The organism is Klebsiella sp. WOUb02 (assembly GCF_050058015.1).
Lineage (GTDB): Bacteria > Pseudomonadota > Gammaproteobacteria > Enterobacterales > Enterobacteriaceae > Klebsiella.
Window position 1 is genome coordinate 2349849 of the sequence record NZ_CP170110.1, and the last position, 25533, is coordinate 2375381.

General features: G+C 54.6%; 17 protein-coding genes and 5 pseudogenes. 8 read left to right on the forward strand and 14 right to left on the reverse strand.

Annotation, left to right across the window (positions count from 1 at the left end; all coding sequences use genetic code 11):
* Positions 1 to 15: 15 nt before the first annotated feature.
* From ABOC21_RS18245 to cadC, 7 genes and pseudogenes are all read right to left on the reverse strand, one after another.
* A pseudogene (locus ABOC21_RS18245) lies at positions 16 to 1501 on the reverse strand (sugar ABC transporter ATP-binding protein).
* A gap of 33 nt (positions 1502 to 1534) precedes the next feature.
* Positions 1535 to 2458 (reverse strand): sugar ABC transporter substrate-binding protein, encoded by a 924-nt coding sequence (locus tag ABOC21_RS18250; RefSeq protein ID WP_426812787.1) that lies wholly within the window; start codon positions 2456 to 2458, stop codon positions 1535 to 1537.
* Positions 2459 to 3014: 556 nt separating this feature from the next.
* On the reverse strand, positions 3015 to 4532 hold the full coding sequence (gene lysS, locus ABOC21_RS18255; protein ID WP_426812788.1) for a lysine--tRNA ligase: 1518 nt from the start codon (positions 4530 to 4532) through the stop codon (positions 3015 to 3017).
* Positions 4533 to 4776: 244 nt separating this feature from the next.
* Positions 4777 to 6250: pseudogene (gene dtpD, locus ABOC21_RS18260) on the reverse strand (dipeptide permease DtpD).
* Positions 6251 to 6309: 59 nt separating this feature from the next.
* Positions 6310 to 8459 (reverse strand): annotated as a pseudogene (gene cadA, locus ABOC21_RS18265) (lysine decarboxylase CadA).
* Positions 8460 to 8541: 82 nt separating this feature from the next.
* A complete protein-coding gene (gene cadB, locus ABOC21_RS18270; RefSeq protein ID WP_426812789.1) occupies positions 8542 to 9879 on the reverse strand; it encodes a cadaverine/lysine antiporter in 1338 nt (445 codons plus the stop codon).
* Between the two features lie 365 nt (positions 9880 to 10244).
* A pseudogene (cadC, locus tag ABOC21_RS18275) lies at positions 10245 to 11763 on the reverse strand (lysine decarboxylation/transport transcriptional activator CadC).
* Positions 11764 to 12345: 582 nt separating this feature from the next.
* On the opposite strand from cadC, the pseudogene ABOC21_RS18280 reads away from it, so the two are divergent.
* A pseudogene (locus tag ABOC21_RS18280) lies at positions 12346 to 13213 on the forward strand (GNAT family N-acetyltransferase).
* 34 nt (positions 13214 to 13247) lie between these two features.
* On the opposite strand, the gene ABOC21_RS18285 reads toward ABOC21_RS18280, so the two are convergent.
* The gene (locus ABOC21_RS18285) at positions 13248 to 14501 is read right to left on the reverse strand and encodes an IS256 family transposase (protein ID WP_426812790.1); all 1254 of its coding nucleotides are present in this window, start codon (positions 14499 to 14501) and stop codon (positions 13248 to 13250) included.
* Positions 14502 to 14792: 291 nt separating this feature from the next.
* Here ABOC21_RS18285 and ABOC21_RS18290 point away from each other — a divergent pair, with 291 nt between their 5' ends.
* Positions 14793 to 15824, forward strand: coding sequence for an IS630 family transposase (locus tag ABOC21_RS18290; protein WP_426812791.1), 1032 nt, complete (start codon positions 14793 to 14795; stop codon positions 15822 to 15824).
* Positions 15825 to 15898: 74 nt separating this feature from the next.
* A complete protein-coding gene (locus ABOC21_RS18295; RefSeq protein ID WP_426812792.1) occupies positions 15899 to 16045 on the forward strand; it encodes a hypothetical protein in 147 nt (48 codons plus the stop codon).
* 93 nt (positions 16046 to 16138) lie between these two features.
* Here the strand turns inward: ABOC21_RS18295 and tnpA are convergent, their stop codons facing one another.
* Complete coding sequence (gene tnpA / locus ABOC21_RS18300; protein ID WP_426812793.1) at positions 16139 to 16552, reverse strand: IS200/IS605 family transposase; 414 nt, start codon at positions 16550 to 16552, stop codon at positions 16139 to 16141.
* A 160-nt stretch (positions 16553 to 16712) separates the two neighbouring features.
* Here tnpA and ABOC21_RS18305 point away from each other — a divergent pair, with 160 nt between their 5' ends.
* The 4 genes from ABOC21_RS18305 to ABOC21_RS18320 all read left to right on the forward strand — a co-directional run bounded on the left by ABOC21_RS18305 (position 16713) and on the right by ABOC21_RS18320 (position 20638).
* Positions 16713 to 17495, forward strand: a complete 783-nt coding sequence (locus ABOC21_RS18305) for an alcohol dehydrogenase (protein WP_426812794.1) — start codon at positions 16713 to 16715, stop codon at positions 17493 to 17495.
* Between the two features lie 592 nt (positions 17496 to 18087).
* A complete protein-coding gene (locus tag ABOC21_RS18310) occupies positions 18088 to 18750 on the forward strand; it encodes a hypothetical protein (RefSeq protein ID WP_426812795.1) in 663 nt (220 codons plus the stop codon).
* Between the two features lie 50 nt (positions 18751 to 18800).
* Positions 18801 to 20012, forward strand: a complete 1212-nt coding sequence (locus tag ABOC21_RS18315) for a phosphoadenosine phosphosulfate reductase (RefSeq protein WP_426812796.1) — start codon at positions 18801 to 18803, stop codon at positions 20010 to 20012.
* Positions 20012 to 20638: an IbrB-like domain-containing protein gene (locus tag ABOC21_RS18320; RefSeq protein WP_426812797.1), complete on the forward strand. Its 627-nt coding sequence runs from the start codon at positions 20012 to 20014 to the stop codon at positions 20636 to 20638. Before ABOC21_RS18315 ends, ABOC21_RS18320 begins: the two co-directional genes overlap by 1 nt.
* A gap of 35 nt (positions 20639 to 20673) precedes the next feature.
* Here the strand turns inward: ABOC21_RS18320 and ABOC21_RS18325 are convergent, their stop codons facing one another.
* Positions 20674 to 21120 carry a DUF421 domain-containing protein gene (locus tag ABOC21_RS18325; protein WP_426812798.1) on the reverse strand — a complete coding sequence of 149 codons (447 nt, stop codon included), beginning with the start codon at positions 21118 to 21120 and terminating at the stop codon, positions 20674 to 20676.
* 9 nt (positions 21121 to 21129) lie between these two features.
* A complete protein-coding gene (locus ABOC21_RS18330; RefSeq protein ID WP_426812799.1) occupies positions 21130 to 21633 on the reverse strand; it encodes a hypothetical protein in 504 nt (167 codons plus the stop codon).
* A 296-nt stretch (positions 21634 to 21929) separates the two neighbouring features.
* Between ABOC21_RS18330 and ABOC21_RS18335 the strand changes: the two genes are divergently transcribed.
* A complete protein-coding gene (locus ABOC21_RS18335; protein WP_426812800.1) occupies positions 21930 to 22280 on the forward strand; it encodes a DUF1304 domain-containing protein in 351 nt (116 codons plus the stop codon).
* A 293-nt stretch (positions 22281 to 22573) separates the two neighbouring features.
* On the opposite strand, the gene ABOC21_RS18340 is transcribed toward ABOC21_RS18335, so the two are convergent.
* The 3 genes from ABOC21_RS18340 to ABOC21_RS18350 form a co-directional block, all read right to left on the reverse strand.
* Positions 22574 to 23422 carry a MipA/OmpV family protein gene (locus ABOC21_RS18340; protein WP_426812801.1) on the reverse strand — a complete coding sequence of 283 codons (849 nt, stop codon included), beginning with the start codon at positions 23420 to 23422 and terminating at the stop codon, positions 22574 to 22576.
* A 90-nt stretch (positions 23423 to 23512) separates the two neighbouring features.
* Complete coding sequence (locus ABOC21_RS18345; RefSeq protein ID WP_426812802.1) at positions 23513 to 24757, reverse strand: sensor histidine kinase; 1245 nt, start codon at positions 24755 to 24757, stop codon at positions 23513 to 23515.
* Between the two features lie 20 nt (positions 24758 to 24777).
* Positions 24778 to 25479, reverse strand: coding sequence for a response regulator (locus ABOC21_RS18350; RefSeq protein WP_426812803.1), 702 nt, complete (start codon positions 25477 to 25479; stop codon positions 24778 to 24780).
* Positions 25480 to 25533 lie beyond the last annotated feature (54 nt).

Here is a 25533-nt window from a genome sequence, read left to right on the forward strand (position 1 = left end):
CTCATTCTCTACGCCTCAATTGGATGCCAACGACAAAATGGTTTCCTGATCGGCCTCGTCTTTTTCAAGGATGCCGGTAATCCGCCCTTCGTGCATGACCATCACGCGGTCGCTCATCCCGAGGATTTCCGGTAGTTCAGAAGAAACCATAATCACCGCGACGCCACGGTTCGCCAGTTCGCTAATCAGATGGTAAATTTCAGCCTTCGCCCCCACGTCAATACCGCGGGTCGGCTCATCGAGAATTAATATTTTGGGCTGGGCTAAGAGCCAGCGGGCAATCAATACTTTCTGCTGATTACCGCCGCTGAGGTTATTAATAATTTGATCCATCGTCGGGGTTTTAATATTCAGACGGCGGATCTGCTCCATGCAGTCTTCCGCCATCTTCATATGCTTAACAAACCCGCTTTTGCCGACATATTCCGGCATATTGACGATGCTCATATTCTCCAGCACCGACAGGACGAGGAACAGGCCGGACTTTTTGCGATCCTCGGTCAGCAGCGCCATCCCCTTTTCAATGGCCATGGAGGGAGAATCGATCTTCACCGGGACGCCATCAATCAGCACCTCTCCGGCGTCAAAGCTCTCCATGCCGAACAGACACTCCATCACCTCGCTGCGCCCGGCCCCAACCAGTCCGGCAACGCCGAGGATTTCGCCGCGGCGCACGCTGAAGCTGACGTCGTCGAAGTAGCCCCTGCGCGACAGATTGCGCACGCTCAGCACATCCTCGCCGATCGTATTATTGAATTTAGGGAACAGCTGGGTTAATTCCCGCCCAACCATCTGGGTAATCAGCGACTGGCGGGTGTACTCCGCCGTCTGTTTACTGGCCACCCAGCTGCCGTCGCGAAAGACGCTGACTTCATCGGTAATCGCAAAGATCTCATCCATCTTATGGCTGATATAGATGATCGCTTTGCCCTGCGCGCGGAGGTCGCGAATAATCGTAAACAGGTGCGCCACCTCCCCTTCGGTTAACGCCGAGGTCGGCTCATCCATGATCACGATATCGGCGTTCCACGAGACCGCTTTGGCAATTTCGACCATCTGCTGGGCGGCGATACTAAGATCGCCCACCAGCCGATCGGCAGCGAGACGAATATTGAGCTTATTCAGCAGCGCCTGGGTCTGGCTAAGCAGACTGGCGATGATCGACAAAGCCATACTTCATCGGCTCGCGGCCGAGCCAGATATTTTCCGCCACCGTCATATGCGGCACCAGATTCAGCTCCTGGTGGATCATCGAGATCCCCGAACGCAGCGCGTCCATCGTGTCCTGAAACTGCACCGGCTGGCCTTTCACTTTTATCGCGCCCTTATCGGGACGGTAAATCCCGATAAGGCACTTCATTAGCGTCGATTTACCGGCCCCATTTTCGCCCATCAGCGCGTGCACCGTTCCCGGGCGCACGCGCAATGAGACATTATCGAGCGCTTTCACGCCGGGAAAAAACTTGCTGATACCTTCGGCTTCTAGGGCAAAAGCGTTCATACATCAACCTCCGTACCGCTGGGCCTGGAATGGTTATTTTTGGTTGCGGCTGACGAAGTCAGACATGTTTTCTTTGGTAATCAGCTGGTAGGGAACGTCGATGAATTTTTCTACTTTCTCACCGTTAGCCAGCTTGATGGCGGCGTTGACCGCGCCTTCCCCCTGCCCCTTCGCGTCCTGGAAAATCGTGGCGATCATCTTGCCGTTTTTGAGCATCTGCAGCGCGTCGGGGGTGCCGTCAACGCCGGCGATCAGAATATGGTTCGGATTGCTGCCCAGCGCCTGCAGCGCGCCGATGGCCATTTCATCATTGTTTGAGGCAATGGCCTGGATATCTTCCCCGCTGGTCATCCAGTTGCTCACCACGTCCACCGCGTCGTTACGCATAAATTTGGCGGTCTGCTTCTGCACGATTTTGATATTCGGGTATTTTGCCACCACCTCTTCCACGCCCTTCGTCCGGTCGCGGGTTGATTCATTCGCCAAATCGCCCAGCAGAATCGCGACGTTTCCTTTACCGTTCATCGCCTTCGCCAGCGCTTCCATCTGCAGGCGCCCGGCGAGGACGGAATCCGAGCCGACGTAGGCCATTTTGTCCGTCAGCGGCAGCTGCGGGCGGCGGTTAACGAACACCAGCGGGATACCGGCTTTGGTTGCCTGATCTATAATCGGTTTCACCGCGTTGGTGTCGACCGGGGCAACGATGATGGCATCAACGCCCTGGCCGATGAAGTTCTGAACCTGCTGCAGCTGCTGCGCCACGTCGCCCTTGGCATCTTCAACCTGCGACTTAACGCCATCTTTTTGCATCTCTTTTTGCATGGCGGTACGCAGGATCGTCAGAAAGTTATCGTCAAAAAGCGCCATCGAAACGCCGACGGAGATATCTTTTGCCATTACAACCGCAGGCAACATACAGGCTAACAAAGAGGCAACAATCGTTTTCTTGATATTCACAGTTGATCCTTGAGCGTTGTTGATACGCCAGTTTATTGAGATAAATGAAAAATTCATTTCATAAAAAACGGGTCAAGCACCTGTCTGTCCTTCGGCCGGAGCACGCGTCTCCGTCAGCGCCGTCGGCTCACTTTTCGCCAAAAACCACCAGAATCGGTTGATTTATAATTAATTATTAAAAAAGCAGTTCATTAACCATCTATGCCTGGGGCCACCACATTTCAGTCAGTTTGTTTCATTAACAGCTCATTTGAAACTTTTATAATTAAATAACTGAAATGAAAATTTTAAAACCACGCAGTCACAGAACTTTGACAGATATCTAACATTGCTACATAAACGAGCGAAAAATGAGAGGCAACCAGCAGTTTGCTCACCTGCCGGAGGGACGGGACTGGCATTCAGCAGGAGATGATTTCATTGGGGGAATCATTCATGAATGGACATGCTTTATCATGGATAGACGCTGGAAAGATGCGGCGCCGGGCTCAAACAGGCGGATATAAAAAAGCCCCGGGACGCTAACGCGCCTCGGGGCTTTGCTTTTTGCGGCCTGTTATTTCTGCGGACGCATCGCCGGGAACAGGATCACGTCGCGGATGGTGTGGCTGTTGGTAAACAGCATCACCATCCGGTCGATCCCAATGCCCAGACCGGCGGTCGGCGGCAGACCATACTCCAGCGCGGTCACGTAGTCTTCGTCGTAGAACATCGCTTCGTCGTCGCCGGCGGCTTTGGCGTTCACCTGGTCGAGGAAACGCTGCGCCTGGTCTTCGGCATCGTTCAGCTCGCTGAAGCCGTTGCCGATTTCACGGCCGCCGATAAAGAACTCAAAGCGGTCGGTGATTTCCGGATTAACGTCGTTACGCCGCGCCAGAGGCGAAACTTCTGCCGGATACTCGGTGATGAAGGTCGGCTGGATCAGGTGCGCTTCCGCCACTTCGTCAAAGATTTCGGTGACGATGCGGCCCAGGCCCCAGCTCTTCTCAACCTTGATGCCAATAGATTCGGCGATCGCTTTCGCCGCGTCGAAGCTATCAAGATCCGCCATTTCGGTCTGCGGACGGTATTTCTTGATCGCCTCGCGCATGGTCAGCTTTTCAAACGGCTTGCCGAAGTCGAAAACCTGGTCGCCGTACGGCACTGCGGTTTTACCCAGCACGGTCTGCGCCAGGGTGCGGAACAGCGACTCGGTGAGTTCGATCAGATCTTTGTAATCCGCGTACGCCATATAGAGTTCCATCATGGTGAACTCGGGGTTATGGCGCACGGAGATGCCTTCGTTACGGAAATTACGGTTGATCTCGAACACGCGCTCGAAGCCGCCAACGACCAGCCGTTTCAGGTACAGTTCCGGCGCGATACGCAGGTACATGTCCAGATCCAGCGCATTGTGGTGGGTGATAAACGGACGGGCGGAGGCGCCGCCGGGGATCACCTGCATCATCGGGGTTTCGACCTCCATAAAGCCGCGAGCCACCATGAACTGACGCATCGTCGCGAGGATCTGCGAGCGCACTTTAAAGGTGTGACGCGAGGCGTCGTTGGAAATCAGATCCAGATAGCGCTGGCGATAGCGCGCTTCCTGATCCTGCAGGCCGTGGAACTTGTCCGGCAGCGGGCGCAGCGCCTTGGTCAGCAGGCGCAGCTCGCTGCAGTGGATCGACAGTTCGCCGGTTTGGGTTTTGAACAGCCTGCCGCGGGCGGCGATGATGTCGCCGAGATCCCACTTTTTAAACTGCTCGTTGTAGACGCCTGCCGGCAGATCGTCGCGCGCCACGTACAGCTGGATACGGCCGCCGACGTCCTGCAGGGTGACGAAGGAGGCTTTCCCCATGATACGGCGGGTCATCATGCGGCCGGCCACGGAAACTTCAACGTTCAAGGAGGTGAGTTCTTCGTGGTCCTTGCCGTCAAATTCAGCGTGCAGCTGGTCAGAGGTATGGTCCCGGCGAAAATCGTTCGGGAACGGAATGCCCTGCTCGCGCAGCGCAGCCAGCTTTTCACGACGGCTTTTCAGTTCATTATTAAGGTCAATTGCCTCATCGGCACTTTGTGCTTGTTGTTCAGACATGTTGGTTCCTCATAACCCTGCTTTCAAACTTGCTTCTATAATTGAACCAGGTCACCATCCAGCGCGGCCCGTCTCGGGCGATATCGCCGGAGAACAATCTTAACGAACCTGGCTTCACTCCCGGCTGATTTCACTCAGCCATCGCTTCACTAACGATTTTTAGTCTTAGGCTTCCGCGCCCGCCAGAATATCCTCCTCCTGATTATCGATCGGTGCAAGGAGCGCATTTGCGTTAACCTCCCCCTCAGGCGCCGCCGCCGGGAACTTCGCCGGCGGCGCGACGCCTGCCGAGGCTGAAGGTGGCGGCAAACGCCAGCAGCACAATTACCGCCACGCAGCCGAGCGTCCATGCGCCCATTTGCGAGAAAAAGTGCTGATAAGCGGCAATGGCCGTTTCGCTGATTTGTGATTCGGTGGTCCGCTGCGCCACTATCCCCGCCAGCCAGTTGGCGACCGCGCCGGTGGCGAGCATGTAAATACCGGTCAGCACCCCGGTCACGCCGGGCATGTTGAGGCGGGTGATCTGCGCCATCGCCACCGGGTCGATAAACAGCTCGGCAAACCCCATCAGCGCCAGCCCGCCGACCATCAGCCCCATTGAGGCCTGGCCGTCGATGCTCGCGTGGCGGACGTTAAGCGCCAGCAGCATAAACCCGCAGCCCATCAGCACCAGACCAAAGGCAAATTTCAGCCATACCCGCAGCGCGGAGCGGGCTGCGCCTTCCGGGCGCATCAGCCACGCCAGCACTACCCCTGCCGCCATCACCGCCACCGCGTTGACCGACTGGAACAGCGCCGTCGGCACTTCGATATTCAGCAGCCGCCGGTTAACGAAGTGGTCGATAAACAGGCTGATCGAGCTGCCGCCCTGCTGCGCCAGCACCCAGAACAGCGTACCCGTCAGCATCAGCAGTACGATTTGCCACAGCGCGCGGCGGTGCTGCGGAGAGGCGATCATGATCCGCGCCACCATCTGGGCGGCAAACACGCAGACGATCGCCAGCAGATAGCCGGACCAGTTATTTTCCAGCAGCAGGGTAAAGAACAGCGGCGCCACGCCCAGCATCACCGCCAGCCAGCCCCAGGCCGGCAGCACGAACTTCACCGCCCGCAGCGCCTGCCTGTCGACGCCGCGGGTGTGCCTGAAGTAGCGGCTGCCGCTTAAGAAAATCAGCAGCCCGATAAACATGCCGATCCCCGCCAGCGCAAAGCCAATGTGCCAGCCATACCGCTGGGCGGTCAGCCCGCAGGCAATCGGCGCGGCGATTGAGCCGACGTTCCCCGCCGCGTAGAGCAGCGAAAAACCGCCGTCGCGACGACGATCGTCAACGGCATACAGTTCGCCGAGCAGGCAGCTCGATGTTGGATTTGAACAGGCCATAGCCGCAGATAATGATCGCCAGCGCGAGATACAGGCTCCAGGTTGCGTCGGATTCGACGCCGAGCACCACGTGGCCGAGCGTCATCAGCAGCGCGCCGGCAATGACCGCCGTGCGATTGCCAAGCAGGCGGTCGGCAAGCCAGCCGCCAAGAATGGGGGTAACGTAAACCAGAGAGGCGTAGGCGCTAAACAGGCTAATGGCGTGGCTGTCATCAAAGCCAAGCTGATGGGTGAGATAGAGGATAAGTAGGGCACGCATGCCGTAAAAGCTGAAGTATTCCCAGATTTGAATCGCCACGATGTAATAGATCGCGCGCGGCTGTGAGGGTGTTTTCATGAGGTCTCCTTGCAGCGTGAAAAAGGGAAGCGGCAGGCCACTTCCCTTCGGTGCTTCAGTTACTTGGTGTTTTCGTCTTTCAGCACCTTAACGGTGTAGCGACCATCCGCCTGACGGTATGCGCCGTGGATATCGGTTTCGAAGCCCGGGTAGTGGGCGCCGATTTCGCACAGCATCTGCAGGAATTCCAGCACCGGACGGCTCTCTTCGGCGATCATTTCCCCCGGCATAACCAGCGGAACTCCCGGAGGATACGGCAGGATCATGTTGGCATTGACGCGACCGACCATCTCGTCGAGATAGACCTCTTCCGTCTGACCGTGCAGCACTCTTTCTGGAACGCGGCGTACGGCGTGACCACCATTTTTGGCAGCACTTCGAACGCGCGGAACATCAGGTCTGGCAGGTTGTGATGCTCAACCAGTTTGTGAATGTTCTGCGCCAGCTCCTGAACGCGCATGTTTTCATAGAATTCAGGATCTTCACGGTACAGCGACGGCAGCATGTTTTTCACGCGCAGGTTGAGGTCGAACGCGCGTTTGAAGTCGGTCAGCGCGCGCAGCAGGCTCAGGGCCTTGGTTTTGTCGATCCCAATGCTGAACAGGAACAGCAGGTTGTACGGCCCGGTTTTCTCTACCACGATGCCGTGTTCGTCGAGGTATTTCGCCACGATGCTGGCCGGAATACCGAACTCATCCATGGTGCCGTCTTTTTTCATCCCCGGAGTCAGCAGAGTGACCTTAATCGGGTCGAGGTACATGTGCTCGTTATCGATGTTTTTGAAACCGTGCCATGCGCTGTCGGAGCGCAGCGGCCAGCATTCGGCCCCGTCGATGTGCTCCGGCTGCCATACGTCGAAGAACCAGCCTTCAGACTCGCTTTTCAGGCGTTTGATCTCTTTACGGAACTTGATAGAACGTTCAATTGAGCCGTCGATCAGGCGCTTGCCGGCGTTGCCTTTCATCATCGCCGCGGCGGTTTCGGTGGAGGCCACGATCCCGTAGTGCGGGGAGGTGGTGGTGTGCATCATGTAGGCTTCGTTAAAGGTCTCTTCGTTGATATCGCCTTTCACGTGGATCATTGAAGCCTGGGAGAACGCCGCCAGCAGCTTGTGGGTGGACTGGGTTTCGTAGATGATTTTCCCTTCCACCCGGCCGCCGCTCATCCCGCATTTGCCGGCATATATTGGCGAGAAGTTGGTGTAAGGCACCCACGCCGAGTCAAAGTGGATAGATTTGACGTCGAGGTTTTTCTTGATGAAGTCGGTGTTGTACAGCAGGCCGTCGTAGGTGGAGTTGGTGATCACCGCGTGCACCGGCCATGTGGCGTTCGGGGTCTCTTTCACGCGCTTCGCGATGGTCGCGTGCTGGAATTCGCTCTGCGGGATCACGCCGAGGATGCCGTAGGCGTTACGGGTCGGGCGGAAGTAGATTGGCGTAATGTCGCTCATCATCATCAGATGAGTCAGCGATTTGTGGCAGTTACGGTCAATCAGCACGGTGCTGCCGGCCGGGGCGGAGTACATGCCGACGATTTTGTTGGCGGTAGAGGTGCCGTTGGTCACCATGTAGCTACGTTCGGCGTTGAATACGCGGGCGATATACTCTTCCGCCTCTTTATGCGGGCCGCTGTGATCGAGCAGGGAGCCGAGCTCGGAAACCGAGATCGAGATATCCGATTTCATAGTGTTCGGGCCAAAGAAATCGTAGAAGATGCTGCCGACCGGGCTTTTCTGGAAGGCGGTACCGCCCATGTGGCCCGGAGTACAGAAAGTGTATTTGCCTTCACGCACGTATTTGAACAGCGCTTTGGTCAGCGGCGGCAGAATCGCATCGATATATTCATCGGTGTTCTGTTTGATTTTGTCGGCGATGTCGTCAGCCGCGCCCAGCGCATATTCGAAGAAGCGAACCTGCATGCGCAGATCGTTGAGGCTGACGTCCAGCGTGGAGTAGGTGTTGGCGAAAGCGTACAGCGGCATATATTCGTTGAGCTTGCTGATCTCTTCGCACAGTTCGAGATTGTATTTATCCCAGTCGAAGATAACGCCGCACAGGCGGGAGTTATTTTCGATAAGTTTCAGTAAATCTTCGCGGTCGTTCGGATAGACAATGCGGAAGTCCAGGCGTTCAAGGGCGCGATGCAGTTCACGGATAGGCTCTTCTTTGAAGTAGACGCCCATGTGATTCATGATTGCGATAACGTTCATAGTCAAATCTCCAGATATAGAAAGCCCCTCCCGTCGCGTGGTGACAGGTGCAGGAAGGAGCTCCAGGAAAAGGGGTTACTGATTAATGCGCGCCGGCGGTAGAGTTGTCAGCAGGGTCGTTTTCATGCTGGCGCTGGTGCATTTTGCGGCCGTAGAACATCAGGATAATCAGGCTGACGATAAAGGTACCGGCCAGTTCGAAGGAGCTTGCCCCCATCAGGGCGATAAAGCAGAAGCCGCAGCCCAGAATCGAACAGATCAGGCTCACCAGGTTGCGAATGTTGATGCCTTCGAAGCGAATCAGGTCCACGCAGGAGTAGAAGTAAGGCAGCATGGTCAGCAGGACGGCGATACCGGTCAGCTCGCCGAACAGGTCGGAGGCTTTACCGCCGCTGGAGTTCATCAGGGTAATCAGCACCATCAGCACGGTCATTTTCACCGCCGCCAGCAGCAGGCCTTTTTTCGGGTTACCGTTGCTATCAAGCTCGCCGTAGATTTTCGGGAAGTTGCCGTCGTTGGCGGCGCGCACGCCGGCCTGGCCAACCAGCATCATCCAGGAGCCGAGAGAGGTCAGGCAGGCAAAGGCGGTGAAGGCGGACACCATCGGAGCGGCCCAGCCGCCGAGCATAGTTGAAGCGCTAATGGCGAACGGCGCGCCCGATGCGGCCATCTGGGCTGCGGGGTACATCCCGGCAATCACCTGCGTTGCGGCGATATAAACGATACCCGCCAGCGCGGTCCCCAGCATGGTGGCCAGAGGCACGGTACGTTTCGGGTTGTTCACCATCCCGGTACTGACGGCGGCGGATTCGACGCCGACGAAGGCCCACAGGCACAGCAGGATACTTTTAATGACCGCGTGGCTGTCGGTAGTGGCGGAGGTGTTCCAGTTGGCCTGATAGGTGGCGGCGTCAAACCAGTGCCAGCCGACTACCGCCGTCATTACCACCGGAATTAATACCAGCACCAGCCCAATAGTCGTCAGGCGGCTGACCCAGGTTCCCCCGAGCATATTAACGAAGGTAAATACCCAGACGATTGCAATACAGGCGATACCGGCCGGAATCGGGTTATTTAATATAGGGAAAAATGTCGACAGATAAGAGACGGCGGTAATCCCGATCGCCAGGTTACCAATCCAGTTAGCATGATAATAAAGGACGCCGGTCTGGAAGCCGAACGCCGGAGATATTTCACCGGCGTACGCAATAGGGCCGCCCTGCTGTGGATTTTTGGTCGCCAGTCGGGCATAAACATAAGCCAGAGACATTGCGCCAATAATAGAAATCACCCATCCCCAGATAGCAATTGAACCAATACTGGCGAGGTTCGCGGGTAATAGTGCAATACCGCTCCCCATCATATTACCGGCGACCACGCCGGTACAGGCAAATAGCCCGATCTTTTTGGCAGAACTCATGTTTGCTTTTCTCCTAAGTTTATTTTGGAGGTACAGATCATGATCGTGAACCTTTTACTGACCCGACCAACTGCCAACCAGATTACTGACTCAAAGGAGATAAGTCCTAAAGATAAAGTGAAATAACGGCAAACGTCAGACAAATGATATTTTGACCTTTTTGGATTAACATATCAGGATGACATATTGATATCATAAAAAGATAAACATCATTAAATTACAGTAGGTTATGAGAGATGCACGGTGTTGGAAAAGTGTTATAATTAACGCTTAAACCACTCCATAAATATAACAATCAGCGGCCGCATGAGAAACATAAGTTTAACCTCACCATGCCCAAAACCATTCGCGCGGTGAGGGTTTACTTATTCTGAAGAGAGGAAGTTATCGAGATATGGCACAACCCGGGTAACCGCGGTCTGGAATACCGCGTTTTCAATCCAGTAAAAGGTGTTTTCGCCCGGACGTAAATTAAAGGCGGTCAGATAAGCATCGGCGGCTTCCCGGTTCTCCCCTTTCATTTCGTAGACTTTACCCAGCAGCACATAATTCATCCACGACATTTCCAGGTCGATGCCGGTATTAATCGCATGATACGCTTCGTCGACTTTCCCCTGCCCCAGCATATCGACAGTTTTAATTTGGTAAAATACCGCCAGATCTTTAATACCCGGCATATCGCCAACCCGGTTTATTTCCGCATACAGCGCCGCAAGCTGCTGTTCATCCAGCGGCTGTTGCGAATGGCGTAATACATCCACCAGCGCCTTTTCCGCATACGCATAGGAAAAGTCAGGGGCCTGCTTAATCACGTCATCGAGCAGCGCGCTGGCTTTGCCTAATGAATCGACATCCCCGTTCATTAATAGCTGATGCGCCTGGTAAAAGTGGGTCAGCGCGATGCTTTGCGACGGCTGGTACTGCTTAAGCATGGTCTGCATGCGTTCCGGCCACGGCTGCTTCAGCGCTTCCGACAGGCTATTCAGCAGGTCGCTTTGAATCGACAAGCTGGTTGTCGCTGGTGATGAAGTAGCGCTTGTCCATCATGGTGGAACCGTCGGCGTTATCCACCATCTGCACCGACATAAAGCACTGCTGGGCGCGATAGTGGCGCTGGTTGACGAACTCAATGGTCAGGGTTTTACCCGAGCTGCTCGGCTCGTTGATGTTGTAGTTGGTTTTGTCATGCACCATGAAGGTGGAAAAAGTATTCAGCGAGGTGGTGACCAGGCTGCCAAGCCCTACCGCGTAGGAGTGCTGGGACGCCCAGTTGGTGCAGGAGTTGCCGTTAAGCAGGTGGATATCGATGTCTCGCGGGTTTAGCAGCAGGCGGGCTTTATTGACCGGCGGGCGCGATTCGATGCTCGACAGCGCCACCAGCGCGACGCAGGTTGCCAGCGCCAGCAGGAACAGACCCCAGACGATAAAGGTGCTGAGCCGCTTACGTTTCTCGGTTCTGGTTAGCGGCTGAACGTCGGGCTCGGCGGGCGAAGATGGCGCAGCGGCTTCCGGCGGCGGCGCCTGCGGAGACAGAAGCGGCGTCAGCTCCTCCCCCTCCTCCGTACACCAGATTACCGGCACCGTTAGCTTATAGCCGCGCTTCGGTACCGTTGCGATATATTCGAGGCTGCCGTCGTCGCCGTCCTTCAACGACTTGCGCAGTTCCGAAATGCTCTGGGTGACGACGTGGCTGGTTACAACGTTGCGCGTCCAGACGTTATCAATAAGCTCGTCTCTGCTGAGCACTTCGCCAGGATGGCGGGCAAAGAAAACCAGAAGATCGATCAAGCGCGGTTCAAGAGTGAGCTGGCGTCCCTTCCGGCTAATTTGGTTAACAGAGGGGGCAACCAGCCATTCTCCAACGCGAACAGCGGGTTGTTGCATAAAAAGGGCCCAAACGAAAAGGGAAAGGCGCGATGATACCACATTTACCCTGGCGATTTATGATAGGGGTCATGACCTTGAACACGTTATATCGCTCTGCGTTTATTAAATTTAGCCATTTTTTGTTTTTAGACAAAGTCAGCAATGGCTCATTAACACTTTTGTCATTTCATTAAAAACAGGTGCAAACTACTCTGCCTCCACCATTGATTTCACGTCCGTTCCGCGAGGCGCGATGGCAAACGGGCAGATGACGGGTTAGCGGCAGGGATCCGGCGCCGGCGCCGTCATATCCTCCCCGAACGGCCACCTCTTGCGGCAAACATAGCGGTTCAGCACCAGCTGACGAAAGCCGTTGCATCGCCTAAATCGTCGGTCCCTCGCGCAGCGATCTCCGCCGAATCGGCAAAGCCCCGTATTTACTGTGACCGAGACAACGTCCTGAGAAATGACTGCGGGCCGCGGGGTGTACAAATATCGTGAACCGTTCATACTTAACTGCATAGATGAGTCATTGATTTTAATATTAAATTAGCATTAGCACTGTCGTGTAGCACAATAAATAAAAAGGAACACCGGCCAATGAAATACAAATTAGTCAAACAGGTTATGGATAATGATGCCTTAAGAAATAGCTTCATTGACCTGGCTATTAAGACCTTTGATCTCTCATTTAAGGACTGGTACAAAAAGGGCTACTGGACCGGGTCATACATTCCCTACGCTTTCGTTGATAATAATAAAGTGATTGCTAACGCCTCCGCCAACGTCATCGACCTCAAGTGGCAAGGGAAGATGGTTCATTATATCCAGATCGGTACCGTAATGACCGATACCGACCATCGCGATAAAGGCCTCGCGACGCAGCTGATTAACCATATTCTCGATGACTGGAAAGAGAAAGCCGATGCGATTTTTCTGTTTGCTAACTCCACGACCGTCGATTTCTACCCACGATTTGGTTTCGCGCAGTACGATGAATATCAATATACCCTGCCGGTGACGCCGACCCCGGGCGACTTCCGCCGGCTTGATATGGATAAAGAGAGCGATGTGGCGATCCTCAAGCACTATTATGAGAAATCCAATCCCTTCTCTCAGCCTCTCGGCACATAATAACTTCGGCCTGCTGATGTTCTACTGCTCGGCGTTTATGAAGCACTTCGTCTACTATTCGGAAAAAAATCGCGCCGTGGCCATCGCGATGCAAAACGACCGCGCGCTGATCTGCTTTGATATTTTCTGCGACGCCGGCGGTTCGATGTCAGCCATCATCAATGAACTCGCCGACCAGCGAACCCTGCTGGCGATTTTAGGCTTCACCCCCGTTGAAGGTCGTATCGGCGAGTATGAAAAAATCGAGGGCGACGACTTTTTATTTATCTATACGGCCAAAGAGAACATTTTTAAGGACAACAGGCTGATGTTTCCGACGCTATCGCACGCCTGAGCCGAGTTATTGTCAAATCTGGTGTACGAAGACATCAGGCGACGCTCCGATCTGATGCTTCATCTTCCACCTGTTCGCCGTCTTTAAACGGCACGTTGTTGACCACCAAAGTCAACAGCTCGAATCCCTTAAGTCGATTCCAGTTTTTCTGCGCTGACTGGAGCAACTTGAATACCATCGCCAACGTCGTCGCTCTCGAGCCACAGTTCTTAGCTCGTTTGCTGCGTAACCGAACTGTCGCAAATGCCGATTCGATGGGGTTAGTCGTCCTTATTGACGCCCAGTGTGCCGCCGGGAAATCGTAGAAGGCGAGCAGCTCTTCTCGATCCTTCGTCAGCTTCTTCATCGCTGCCGGATATTTGTCGCCATACTTCACCAGCATCGCATCCAGCGCCGTGTCTGCTGACACACGGTTCTCTGCCAGCCAAATATCCCTCAATTCACTTTTTATCTTCGGCTGCACCGACTTCGGCAACGAGGTCAGTATGTTAGCGGTTTTATGTACCAGACAGCGTTGGTGCCGGGTGTCAGGAAACACTTTCGACAGTGCATTCCAGAAGCCCATTGCGCCATCACCGGTTGCCAGCTTCGGTGATATCGTCAGGCCACGTGTGCGCAGCCCGCTCAGGAGCTCGTACCAACTCGCCTCCGACTCCCTGTAACCATCTTCAACAGCAATCAGCTCCTTACGACCGTGTTCCGTGACCCCGATGACAACCAGCAGGCACAGCCGATCGTCCTGCCGTACGTTGCTGTAAATACCATCAGCCCAAAGATAGGCATACCGCGTATCGCTCAGGTCGCGTTGTGCCCAGATATGGTGCTCATCCAGCCACTGAGCCTTAAGACGACTGATGGTGCTGGCCGAGAGGCCGGAAGCCCCTTCGCCGAGCAGAGCCGACAGGGCTTCGTGGAAATCGCCGGTAGAAATCCCACGAAGGTACAGCCAGGGTAGCAACTCGTCTACGGATTTAGCCCGCTTCAGGTAGGGCGGTAACAAGGCACTGTTGAAGCGTATGCCGTTGCCACTGCGATCCCTGACCTTCGGGACTTTGACGCTGACATCGCCGATACTGGTCTGAATGCGTCGCTCAGGTAGAAAACCGTTACGCACCACCGCCTGGCGGCCATCATCGAGTCGGCGCCCGGCAAACCGGGCGAGCATAACTGCCAGTTCTGCTTCAACGGCACTGGCGATCAACTGCTGTGCGCCGGTTCGAAGTAAATCATGGAGTGGGTCGGTGGCCTCAAGTAGCTCAGGCAACACCTGTAGGGTAGACTTGGTCATGGCGTATCATCTCTCTGTTGTTGAAATCCGGGAAGAAATCAATCAGCAGGATACGCCACCCTCTTCGGATCCCCATACACCACAAATGAACATAACTCGCCTGAGCCGCCGCGGCCCACGGGCTTGCGCGGCGGAAAATCCCCTCATGAGGGTTCATGAGGGAACAAAATCGGGACCACGCGGGGAGAAAGCGGCGAGTGAACGCCCCCCGCAGCCCTTGATGATTTATTGTTATACCCGTGATCATTGAAACTGCTTGATTTCATGCAGTCAGGGGATCATGCTTAATTCATGAACATCAGACTCTCACCCGAACAGATTGCAGCCCTTGAGGCTCAGCACCGCCTAAGCCGTGACCGCCGTGTCTGCGACAGAATTCGCTGCGTACTCCTCTCTGCTCAGGGCTGGTCAACGACCATGATTGCGCAGTCCCAGCTTATCCATGAGACCACCGTCCTGCGCCATATCGCGGATTATCTTGATGAGGGTAAGCTGACCTCTGAAAACGGTGGTTCTCAGGAGCATCTCAGTTCTGCGCACTCAGCAGAGTTAATCTGTTTGCTGACCGATGACGTACATGTGAGTACAGCCAGTATTGTTGCCCTCGTCAGCGAGCGTTTCGGTGTGTCTTACTCCATTCCGGGGATGAACAAGTGGCTTCACCGCAATGGTTTTTCATGGAAAAAGCCGACGGGCGTCCCGCATAAGTTCAGCGAAGAAAAACAGCAGCAGTTCATGGCTGAATATGAGGCTCTGAAGCTGACGGCGGGTGACAGCGAACCCATCCTGTTTATGGATGCGGTGCATCCCACGCAGTCAACGAAACTGAGTGGTGGCTGGATACGCCGGGGTGAGCGCAAAGCGGTTAAAACCACCGGCAGCCGTACCCGGATGAATATCATCGGGGCACTCAGCCTGAACGACATCGCCCGGACAGTGACCTGCGATTATGCGCAGATTAATGCCAGAACCATTTGTGAGTTTTTCATCGCTATCCGGCAGACTTACCCGGTCAGGCAGAAAGTGCATCTTATACTGGATGGTGCACCGTATCACCGTGCCTCACTGGTGCAGGACTGGGCGGTGGTGATGAATATTGAACTGCACTACCTGCCTCCTTACAGCCCGAATCTGAATCCGATTGAGCGGTTGTGGAAGGTCATGAATGAGCATGCCCGGAACAACCGGTATTTTGCCACGGCGAAGGCCTTCCGGGCGGCAATAAACGGATTTTTCAGCGATACCCTGCCAGTGATAGCCGGGCAACTGACCTGTCGGATTAACGATAATTTCCAGACACTCAGACCAGCATCTTCGGTATGATTGGGTAAATGAAATTGTATTCACGCTCAGGCGCTGTTTAATTTGTCCTTTCACCAAAACCAGAGGACTGATCAATGATAGAAACCGAAGCCTTTCTGTGGAAAAAACAAGTATCTCCACTCCTGCTTGTTCGCCACGAAAAAGTCTTACAGGAACCTGGCGATGATCAGGTGCTGATTGAGAATCGGGCTATTGGCATCAATCCTGTAGACTGGAAGTAAGTATCCTCCGGCAGAGCCGGAGGCTTTAGGGGGAGCGCCTCAAAGGCGCCGACAAACCATGAGCCGCCCAAGGCGGCTGCTATACGTTCAGTTTCATTTGATCGTATCGTTCGTCTCTCTCTCCTGGTTGCGTATGTATGCCCTGACCGTGGCTTCATCCAAACCAACGGTTGAAACGAAATATCCTCGTGCCCAGAAAACTTCTCCGGTGAAGTTTTTACCTCTGCCGAAGTGTCGTGCTATCGCTATCGCGCTTTTTCCCTTCAGATAGCCGACGACTGTCGATACCGAGTACTTTGGCGGTATGCTGATGCACATGTGGACATGATCACGCATCAGATGCCCCTCCAAAATCTGACAGCCCTTCTGGCTCGCAAGCTCGTGGAATATTTTTCCCAACTCATGCCGCAGCGCACCATATAACCGCTGTTTCCGGCGTTTAGGGATATAAACCACGTGATATTTACAGTCCCATTTCGTATGGCTTAAGCTCTGATAGTCTCTCATCACGAATCCTCATCTCTTGGCGGAGATTTCAGATTCGCGCGACTGACTTAAAGGTCAAACCTTTCGGAGTCCCCCGGCAATGCCGGGGGTTTACCGGATTTAATTACTGAATGGTCTATCAGATATCTGGCAAATTGACCAAATCCCAGGTGTAGATGGTATGGGTGTCATAGCCGCCACAGGCCGAAACGCCACGCATCTGCGCCTTGGTTCTCGGGTAATGTACCATACCGATCTTCGATTCGACGGCAGTTTTTCCCGCCATACAATAGTCAACGCTCATGCAGTTATTTCTGTTCCCGAGCATATCAGTGATATCAGCGCGGCAGCGTTACCCTGCCCGGGTCTGACGGCCTGGCAGGCAGTGCAAAAAGTCCCTCATCTCTCTGGTGAGAACGTGCTTGTCAGCGGTGCCGGTGGTAGTGCTGGCAGCCTGTTAACACAGATGCTTATTCAGGCAGGCGCTAATGTTTATGTCACCGCCAGCGGCAGGCATCATCAAAAATTGCTCAACCATGGGGTCATCCAGTGCTTTGACTATGGCCATAGGTCATGGACAGATGAGTTGAATCGCGCACTGGGCGAAAAACCGCTGTACGCTGCTTTCGATACCGTCAATCAGCAAAATGCACTATCTCTGGCGGGATTACTGGGTTATTACGGCCATCTTGTATGTATTCAGGACAGATTGGAAAAAGCGCCATTACCACCGTTCACGACCAGTATCTCGCTTCATGAAATTGCTCTGGCAGCCATTCATGCATACGGTAGCAATGTACAGTGGAGTCGGTTACGTCAAGCCGGCGAAAACATGCTGCAACAGATCGGTCGCTGCGAGTTGATTATGCCGTTTATTCAAACCGTTGCGTTTGATGACATTCCACAGACGCTTGAAACGTTAAAAGAGAATAACAATGGCATAAAATATGTTGCGGTAGTGTAGCGGGTTGAGGTGGATTTGGTTTTATTGAATAAAGAAATCCAAAAATCTGCTTTGCTAAAAGGCGGCCATGCACCAAATCCTTAATCAGTTACAGAGTGAATGATTAATATAAGGGAATGAACTTAACAAACTGCAACTTGAAGTATCATGTGTATATCATTAATCACCGCGCGTTATTTTAATTAATAGCGGCGGATCGTTTTAAGTGAGCGCGCAATAAGGCGTAAATAGTGTTGACTTCATCTCAGGACTCTTAGAGGATCGCCTAATTATAAGCCATCTTTACGGCGACGACGAAAATGAACGGTTTACTCCGCTGCATCACCGCTCAAAACGGGGGGCGTCAGTCCTTAAGACCGCCTGCAAACATAACCCGCATTAAATACAATTAAAAATGTCAATGATGTAAGTCAGCATCTAAAGAAAAAATAAGAAATAAAAAGATTTTAGTTTCCATGATTCAAATAACCGCCACCTTCACTAAAGATTACTTAAGATAAATTAACTACCCAAAATAATAGCCCCCGCCTTATCATTTTTATCCATGAGTTCAGACGCGCTCTGATAACAATTAAAATTGCGGGCATTTTCTATGCATGAACAAATAATTGCACCCGGTCTGCGGAGTAAGATAATCAAAGCCGATACGGAACACTACGCTTACTTAGATCTTGAACTATTGTTAAAAAATTATAGCGGCGGCGGCCTTACGGATATTCCGCCGGCAACCGCCGTCTCTTCATATTCCTATATGGCAAATCAGTACCTAAGCGACGGCCTCGAGACGCTAAAATCCGCGATAAGGCCCAGCGGCGCTGAGGATCTCTTTGTGCTTGAAGAAAGCTACTTTCCTAATATCTGCGCGCTCCTCGCGGTTATTCAGGTACTGATCATTCGCGGTAACGCTTCGATTTTAATTATCAGCGACCGCAAAATAAAAGACGGCATGGGCGATTTCTTCATCTCTAAGCAGGCCGGATTACGCGAATGGCGCAGAAAGCTCAAGAGCAACAACGTCGCCAGCATTGGTAAGCTGCTGAGATATTATGCTGAATTACGCAGCGGCGGTCATTTAACTAAAAGAGAGTATGACGTTCTCCGCGCCGCATATACTTCACCGACCCGCGGCGGCGTCGAACGCATGCTCTCCATGAGTAATAAACAGGTATCCCATTACTACCTGAAGATCAAAGATAAGCTGGGCGTAAATAATAAACTCGCGATGCTCAATTATATTGGCTGGCTATTTCCTTAGCCTGCATGAAGCCTGAATTTATAAACATGAGTTTAAAGCCGGGAGGACGGATGAAGAAAATAAATCTCGACATGGACGTTTTTGACGCGACGCTGCTCCGCCTGGACTGGGTGTTTGAATCATTTGAGCAGGTTTGCCTGTCGTTCTCCGGGGGCAAGGACTCAACCGTCTTATTGCATCTGGCGGCAACCGTTGCGCGCGCGAAGCGCAAAAAGTTCGTGGTGCTGTTTATTGACTGGGAGGCGCAGTATTTATTAACGATTGAGCATGTCGAAAGAATGCGGACGCGCTATCAGGACGTTATCAGCCGGTTTTACTGGATCGCCCTGCCGCTGACCACGGTAAGCGGCGTATCGCAGCACCAGCCGGAATGGATCTGCTGGGAACCCGGCGCAGAATGGGTGCGCCAGCCGCCGGAGGGGGCCGTCACCCGAGGCGCCGAGCTCCCCTTCTATCAGTATCCGATGACCTTTGAATCCTTTGTGCCGGCATTTGTTCAATGGCTGGCCGCCGGACGCAGCCTCGCCTCGCTGATCGGCATTCGTACCGATGAGTCGCTACACCGCTACATGGCGCTGACCTCGCAGACAAAATCGCGCTTTGATAATGAAAAGCCCTGGACGACCGCGCTGCCGGGGAGCAAAAGCTATACCTGCTACCCTCTATACGACTGGCGTACCCAGGATATCTGGATCTTCAACGCTAAATCAAAGCTCCCCTACAACCCGCTGTATGATTTGATGTACCGCGCCGGCGTGACGCTAAAAAACATGCGCGTTTGCGAACCCTTTGGCCCGGAGCAGCGCCGCGGATTGTGGCTTTACCACACGCTCGAACCTGACACATGGGAGAAGATGTGTCGCCGGGTGTGCGGCGCGCACGGCGCGGCGAAATATGCCAACGAAAGCGGCGATTATTTCGCCCTCAGAACGCAAATGCGCAAGCCGGAGCAGCATACCTGGCGCAGCTACGCGCTGTTCCTGCTTGAAAGCATGCCGGATAAAACCGCCGAGCATTACCGCAACAAGATAGCCATCTACCTGCGCTGGTATCAGACGCGCGGCTTCCCGCAGGATATTCCCGATGCCCAGGAGAAGGATCTTGGCTTTCGCGATATTCCCTCCTGGCGCAGGATCTGCAAAACAATTCTTAAGAATGATTACTGGTGCCGGACGCTCTCATTCAGCCCGACCCAGCCCGTGCATTACAAAAGATACTGCAACAATATCAGCAACAAACGAAAGACATGGGGGACGCTGTAATGTCGACGGATATCAGCAAGGTTGTGGCCGACTACCTTGAATCTTTCTCAGATATGAAAAGTAAGATTGACGCCATTAACCAACTCAAGATGCTTATCCACCGGCACAGCCCCTTCTGCGACGAGCCCGTGGATTGCGTATTATGGATTGACGCCGGGTCGGTCACGGCAAATGACTATAATCCCAATAGCATGAGCGCAACGGAAAAAAAGCTGCTGGAGCGCTCGGTAGAAATGGACGGCTTCACCCAGCCGGTGGTGGTCGCGCGCCAGCAGGAGCTGTATCTGGTTGTCGATGGCTTTCATCGACATCTGATAAGCGCTGCCAACCCGCAGATTCACCAGCGCCTGCGCGGCTATCTGCCGGTTACGCTGATCAACTCATCGCGTCAGGGGAAGAAAGAGCGTATCGCCGCAACCATTCGCCACAACCGCGCCAGAGGCAAACACCAGATCGCGGCCATGTCGGATATTGTGCGCGACCTTTACCGCCTGGGCTGGGACGATCGACGCATCGGCCAGGAGCTGGGAATGGACCAGGACGAAGTTTTGCGCCTGAAGCAGATTAGCGGGCTGGCGGAGATTTTTATCAATGATAGCTTCAGCCAGGCCTGGACGGTTGAATAGCCCGACGGCCTGAATCCGTCATGACGATGCGCTCCCTACTCTTCGGTGGGGATAACCGATATATGGCCGTTACGCTCCAGAATGGCATATTTTATTTTGCGAAATTCCGTGATGCCCTGATTTTGACGGGCGGCGACCAGGATATCGTCGCAGGAGACATCGACCTTTTGCAGGTTATCGGTTAACGGCACCCCGTCGGCCACCAGCACAACGGGAGAGCCGTCGAGCGCCGACTCCGCGCCAGAGATATACTTTTTCATTAGCCCAAACAGGATATCGACCACTACCAGGGTAATAATCGTCAGCATCGCCCCGGTAACCGAAAAATCGTTGCCCAGCAGCGCCTGCTGCGTCGCCTCGCTGATAATCAGCAGCAGGATCAGGTCGAAGCTGGTCATTTGTAATAATGCGCGGCGTCCGGCAATTTTAAATACCACCAGCAGGATTAAATAAATGGCTAACGCCCGGAAAACCATCTCCATACCAGCCCCCTAAGGATAAATAAACTGCCAATAGCGGATTTCAGGCTCGGCGTTCACCTGGATGGAATTCTCCGATTTACCCGGTTTCGCCGGCGTGACGTACAGCCAGAGGGAGAAATCACCTTTATTTTTAACATTGTTATAAATCAGATACAGCGTCTTTCCCTGGCTATACATACCGTCCGGCTGCGGCCAGATGCCGCCCGGCTCATAGTTTTCAATAAAATCGCCGCCGAGGCTGAAGACATATTTATCGGCCGGGAGCGGATGCGCCGTGATTTTGAGGCGAAACTCTTTTTGCAACCGACCAAAATATTCATAGTCGACTTTTACCGTTCGCGGCTGATTGGTTTTTTCAGCCTCGCTAAAATAGCCGACAGAAAATCCGCCGGCCAGCGCGGCGCAGATAATAGCCAGCAGAATAGCCAGACCCACCTTCCTTACGGCTGCCTCAAAATTCAGCAGGCGCCGGCTCTCTTTGATACCGGGCAACTTCACCTTATGACCTGCCATTCACCCCTCGCCGCCGCGCCATAAACCATAAATACGATATTTTACAAGGAGATAATTATTTAAGGCGCATCGTCTTTGCCTGATTAAGCAATAGCAAGCACGCTTAATATGTCAAGCCGATAGCGGCATAAAGGCAGCGTGAGGTTATTCACCGCCGCTCGATGGTGGCCGCTTTTCATTCCGGCGCATGCGGAGGGCTGGGTAAAGGCGCCGCGCCCCCTAAGAAATAACGGGCAGCGGCGCAAACGAGTTTTAACTATAATCATCCGGCTCCCACATTTTCAGCGAGGCCTGCCGTGTTAGCCAATATCCTTATCGCCCTGGTGGCCGCCATCCACCTCTACATCCTGATCCTCGAAATGTTTCTATGGGATACCAAAACGGGCCACAAGGCATTTAACCTGAGCGCTGATTTTGCTCGCGACAGCCGGGTGCTGGCCGCTAACCAGGGACTGTACAACGGCTTTCTAGCGGCGGGCCTGCTGTGGGGATTGTGGGCGGGAGAGAGCGGCTTGCAGTTTAAAATCTTTTTCCTGTGCTGCGTTCTGCTTGCCGGGATATACGGTTCGGTGACGGCAAGCAGGAAAATACTCTATATTCAGGCGCTCCCGGCCTTAGCGGCGCTGGCCGCTCTGCTGATCGGCTGACGGCGGATAAAATAAGCCGGCATAAGAAGCCGATCGCGCTCAGCGACTTAATAATCAGCCGCGCCTTAATCATGGCCGGCTTTTTCTACTCTTCGCGGAGGTTACTCTGAACACGTTCAGCATTATTGCCATCCCCTTTTTTACCCTTGCCGTTGTTCTCTTAGCCCTCGGCGCGACCAGAAAGAACCGGGCGTGCTTTATCGTTGGCGGCGTGCTGATGTCCTCCGCCGTTGTCAACGCGGTGATTGGCATGTCGCTTTAGCGGGTTGCCGGAAAAACGCCCCGGCCAGCGGCTAAAACGAGCGCGCCGTCCGCCATGTGATGCGCGCTCCCCCGCCTGAGCGGAAAAGGTCCGCGCTTATCAGAAGCGCCATGCGGCAAACAGGACGCCGTTCACCTGCCCTGACTTTTGCGTAATGGGGCTGTCGGCGGCATCGTTCTGCAGACGCTGCGCGCTCACCCGGGCGCCGATCAGCCACGCCGACGTCATCGAGTAGTCCATACCCAGTCTGCCAGCCCACTTTTTCCAGCCCGGCCCCGCTATCGTAGCGTGCGAGGCCGCTGCGCGCCGACTGCGCGGCAGTGACGCCGTACTGCGTCTGCATATAATCGCTATCCCCCCAGCTCAGGCTGGGTCCGGTATAAAAGCGCAGGCTCTCCAGCGGCCGCCACTGCAGATGCGCCCAGGAGATGAGCTTAAAGCCCTGCTGATTTCCCCCGATATCCTGGGTCAAAATCACGCCGCCGCTGAAGAGCTGATTTTCATAAACCGCCGAACTAAAGGCCCGCGGCGAGAAGTGAATATCGCCCAGCCCTCTGAGGTGTTCATCATCGGACTGCTGGCGGGGGGAGATATCCGCGCCCACGCCGAGCGAAAAGGTCCAGCGTTCGGTGCGGGCAAACTCCCAGCCCAGCGCCGTAAGATCGTCCACTCCGCCGAAAAAAAACGGCCCGTAAGCCAGTTTCAACGCGGGAACGAACGTCGTTTTGGACTCTTTGGCGCCGGAATATTTCGGCTTTACGCCCACGCCGCCGCCGATAAAGCCAGAAAAGCCGTTTGCAGAAGGCTCGGCTACGGCGGGAAAGGTTGCCGCAGAGAGCAGGCACAGGAGCGTAAAGGGTTTAGCCAGGGTGGGTAGCATGCAGATAATCCTTACCGTTACAGGAAGCCGACAATCAGGTTGGCTTATTAAAACAGGCTCCTGTAACCCCTCTTTTTACCTCAGGTAAAGTTATGTAACTGCGACAGGTATACGCACCTGAAAACAGGCTCCCCCGCCGCGACGGTTGCGCACCGAAAGGCTGCCCCGGTGATATTCGGTGATTGAACGGACCAGCGCCAGGCCGAGACCGCAGCCCTTTCCGCCGCTGCTGAGCCGATAAAACGGCTCAAAGATACGCTCGATCTCCGCAGCCGGAATGCCGGGGCCGCGGTCTTTCACCTCAAGGATAAAGTGCTGCCGGTCGGTAAGCTTCAGCACGACTGAAATCTCTTTCCCCGCATAGCGCTGCGCGTTTTCAATCAGGTTGCGCAGCAGGCGCCGTATTAGCCGCGCATCCACCTCGGCGAGCACGTGGCCGGCGCACAGCTCAACCTGCGCGCTGGCGCACTCCTCCGCCGCGATAGCGGTTATATCTGCCGATCGGAAATCGCCGCTTATCACGCCGGTGGTCATCGTCAGGCGGCTCAGCGTCAAAATCTCCTCCACCAGCTCATCGAGCTCGCCGACGCTGCGCCGCAGCTCGCGGGAGGCGGGCGACTCCTTCTGCACCAAGAGCGCCGCCGCCATTTGAATACGCATCAGCGGCGAACGCAGCTCGTGCGAGGCATTAGCCAGCATCGTTTTTTGTGCTTGAACCAGCTGCTCGATTTGCCCGGCGGCGCGGTTAAAGCTGGCCGCGAGCTGCGCCACTTCATCGCGCCCGCTAACCTGCACGCGCGCCCCGAGGTTGCCTTTGCCGAGCGACTCGACGCTCTGCTGTAGCGACTCCAGGCGAGCGGTTAAGCGACGGATCACCGGAAACGACACCAGCACCACGCTGGCGGTCATGGCCAACAGCATCAGGATAAACAGCCACGGACGCTTTTGTCGGTCGTTGCTTAGCTGAATAACCAGCACGCGCCCGTCTTTGAGCTGCCAGACAAAACGCGTGCCGTACCAGTCATCAAATCCCCCTCCGGGCGCCACGCGCTGCGGGAAAGAGAGCGGCGGATTGAGCGGGCGGCTAAGCGGAGAGCCGTCGGCGGCGTACAGAGAGAAGCGGGTATGGGTGCGCTGGATCCAACTATCGATGGCCTGGAACTGCACGGCGCGCGGAGCGGAAGCCGGCGGAAGGTTTTGTTCTACCAGCTCGGAGAAGGTGGCGAAGGCTTTCAAATGACGGTTGTTATCGTTGTTCCATAGCCACAGCGCGATAGTGCAGATCACCACCAGCGCAAGCGCGCAGCTAAAGGCGAAAAAGATCTGCAGGTGCATGGGAAAACAGGCGAGCCGCTTCATGCGTAGGGTAATGCCGAGAAGACGTAGCCGACGCCGCGCACGGTAATGATGCGCTTCGGCACCTGCGGGTCGTCCTCGATAGCCTGACGAATGCGCCCGATGTGGACATCGATGGCGCGATCGAAACTGTCATAGCTTTCGCCGCGCACTGACTGCCAGATCTGTTCGCGGTTAAGCACGCGACCCGCATTGCGCGCCAGCGAGACCAGCAGGTCAAACTGTAGGGAGGTCAGGCTGCAGGGGCGCTGGTTAAGCGTGACGCTGCGCGCGGCGGTATCAATCTCCAGCGCGCCGGAACGAATAACGCCGTCGCCGCCCGACGCCGCTCCGGGCTTCATGCGCCGCAGTACCGCGCGCATGCGCGCCAGCAGCTCGCGCGGCTCAAAGGGTTTTGCCAGATAGTCGTCGGCCCCCACTTCGAGCCCGATAATACGATCCGCCGGGTCTCCTCGTCCCGTCACCATAATAATCGCCGGGTCGTACTGGAACCGGGTGCGAATCTGCCGACACAGCGCCAGACCGTCGGCGTCGCCCAGCATCAAATCCAGCAGTACGACATCGAACTTGCGTTGCTTCATCTTATTTTGCGCGTCCTGCGCGCTGGCGCTGTGCACCACGCTAAATTCATACTGGGCAAGGTAGGGCATCAGCATGCCGGCCAGCCGGTTATCATCCTCAATCAACAAAACGGACGTCATCGTTATCTTCCAGACAAAAAGCATTGCGCCAATGAATTAAAGACAGCGCCGCCT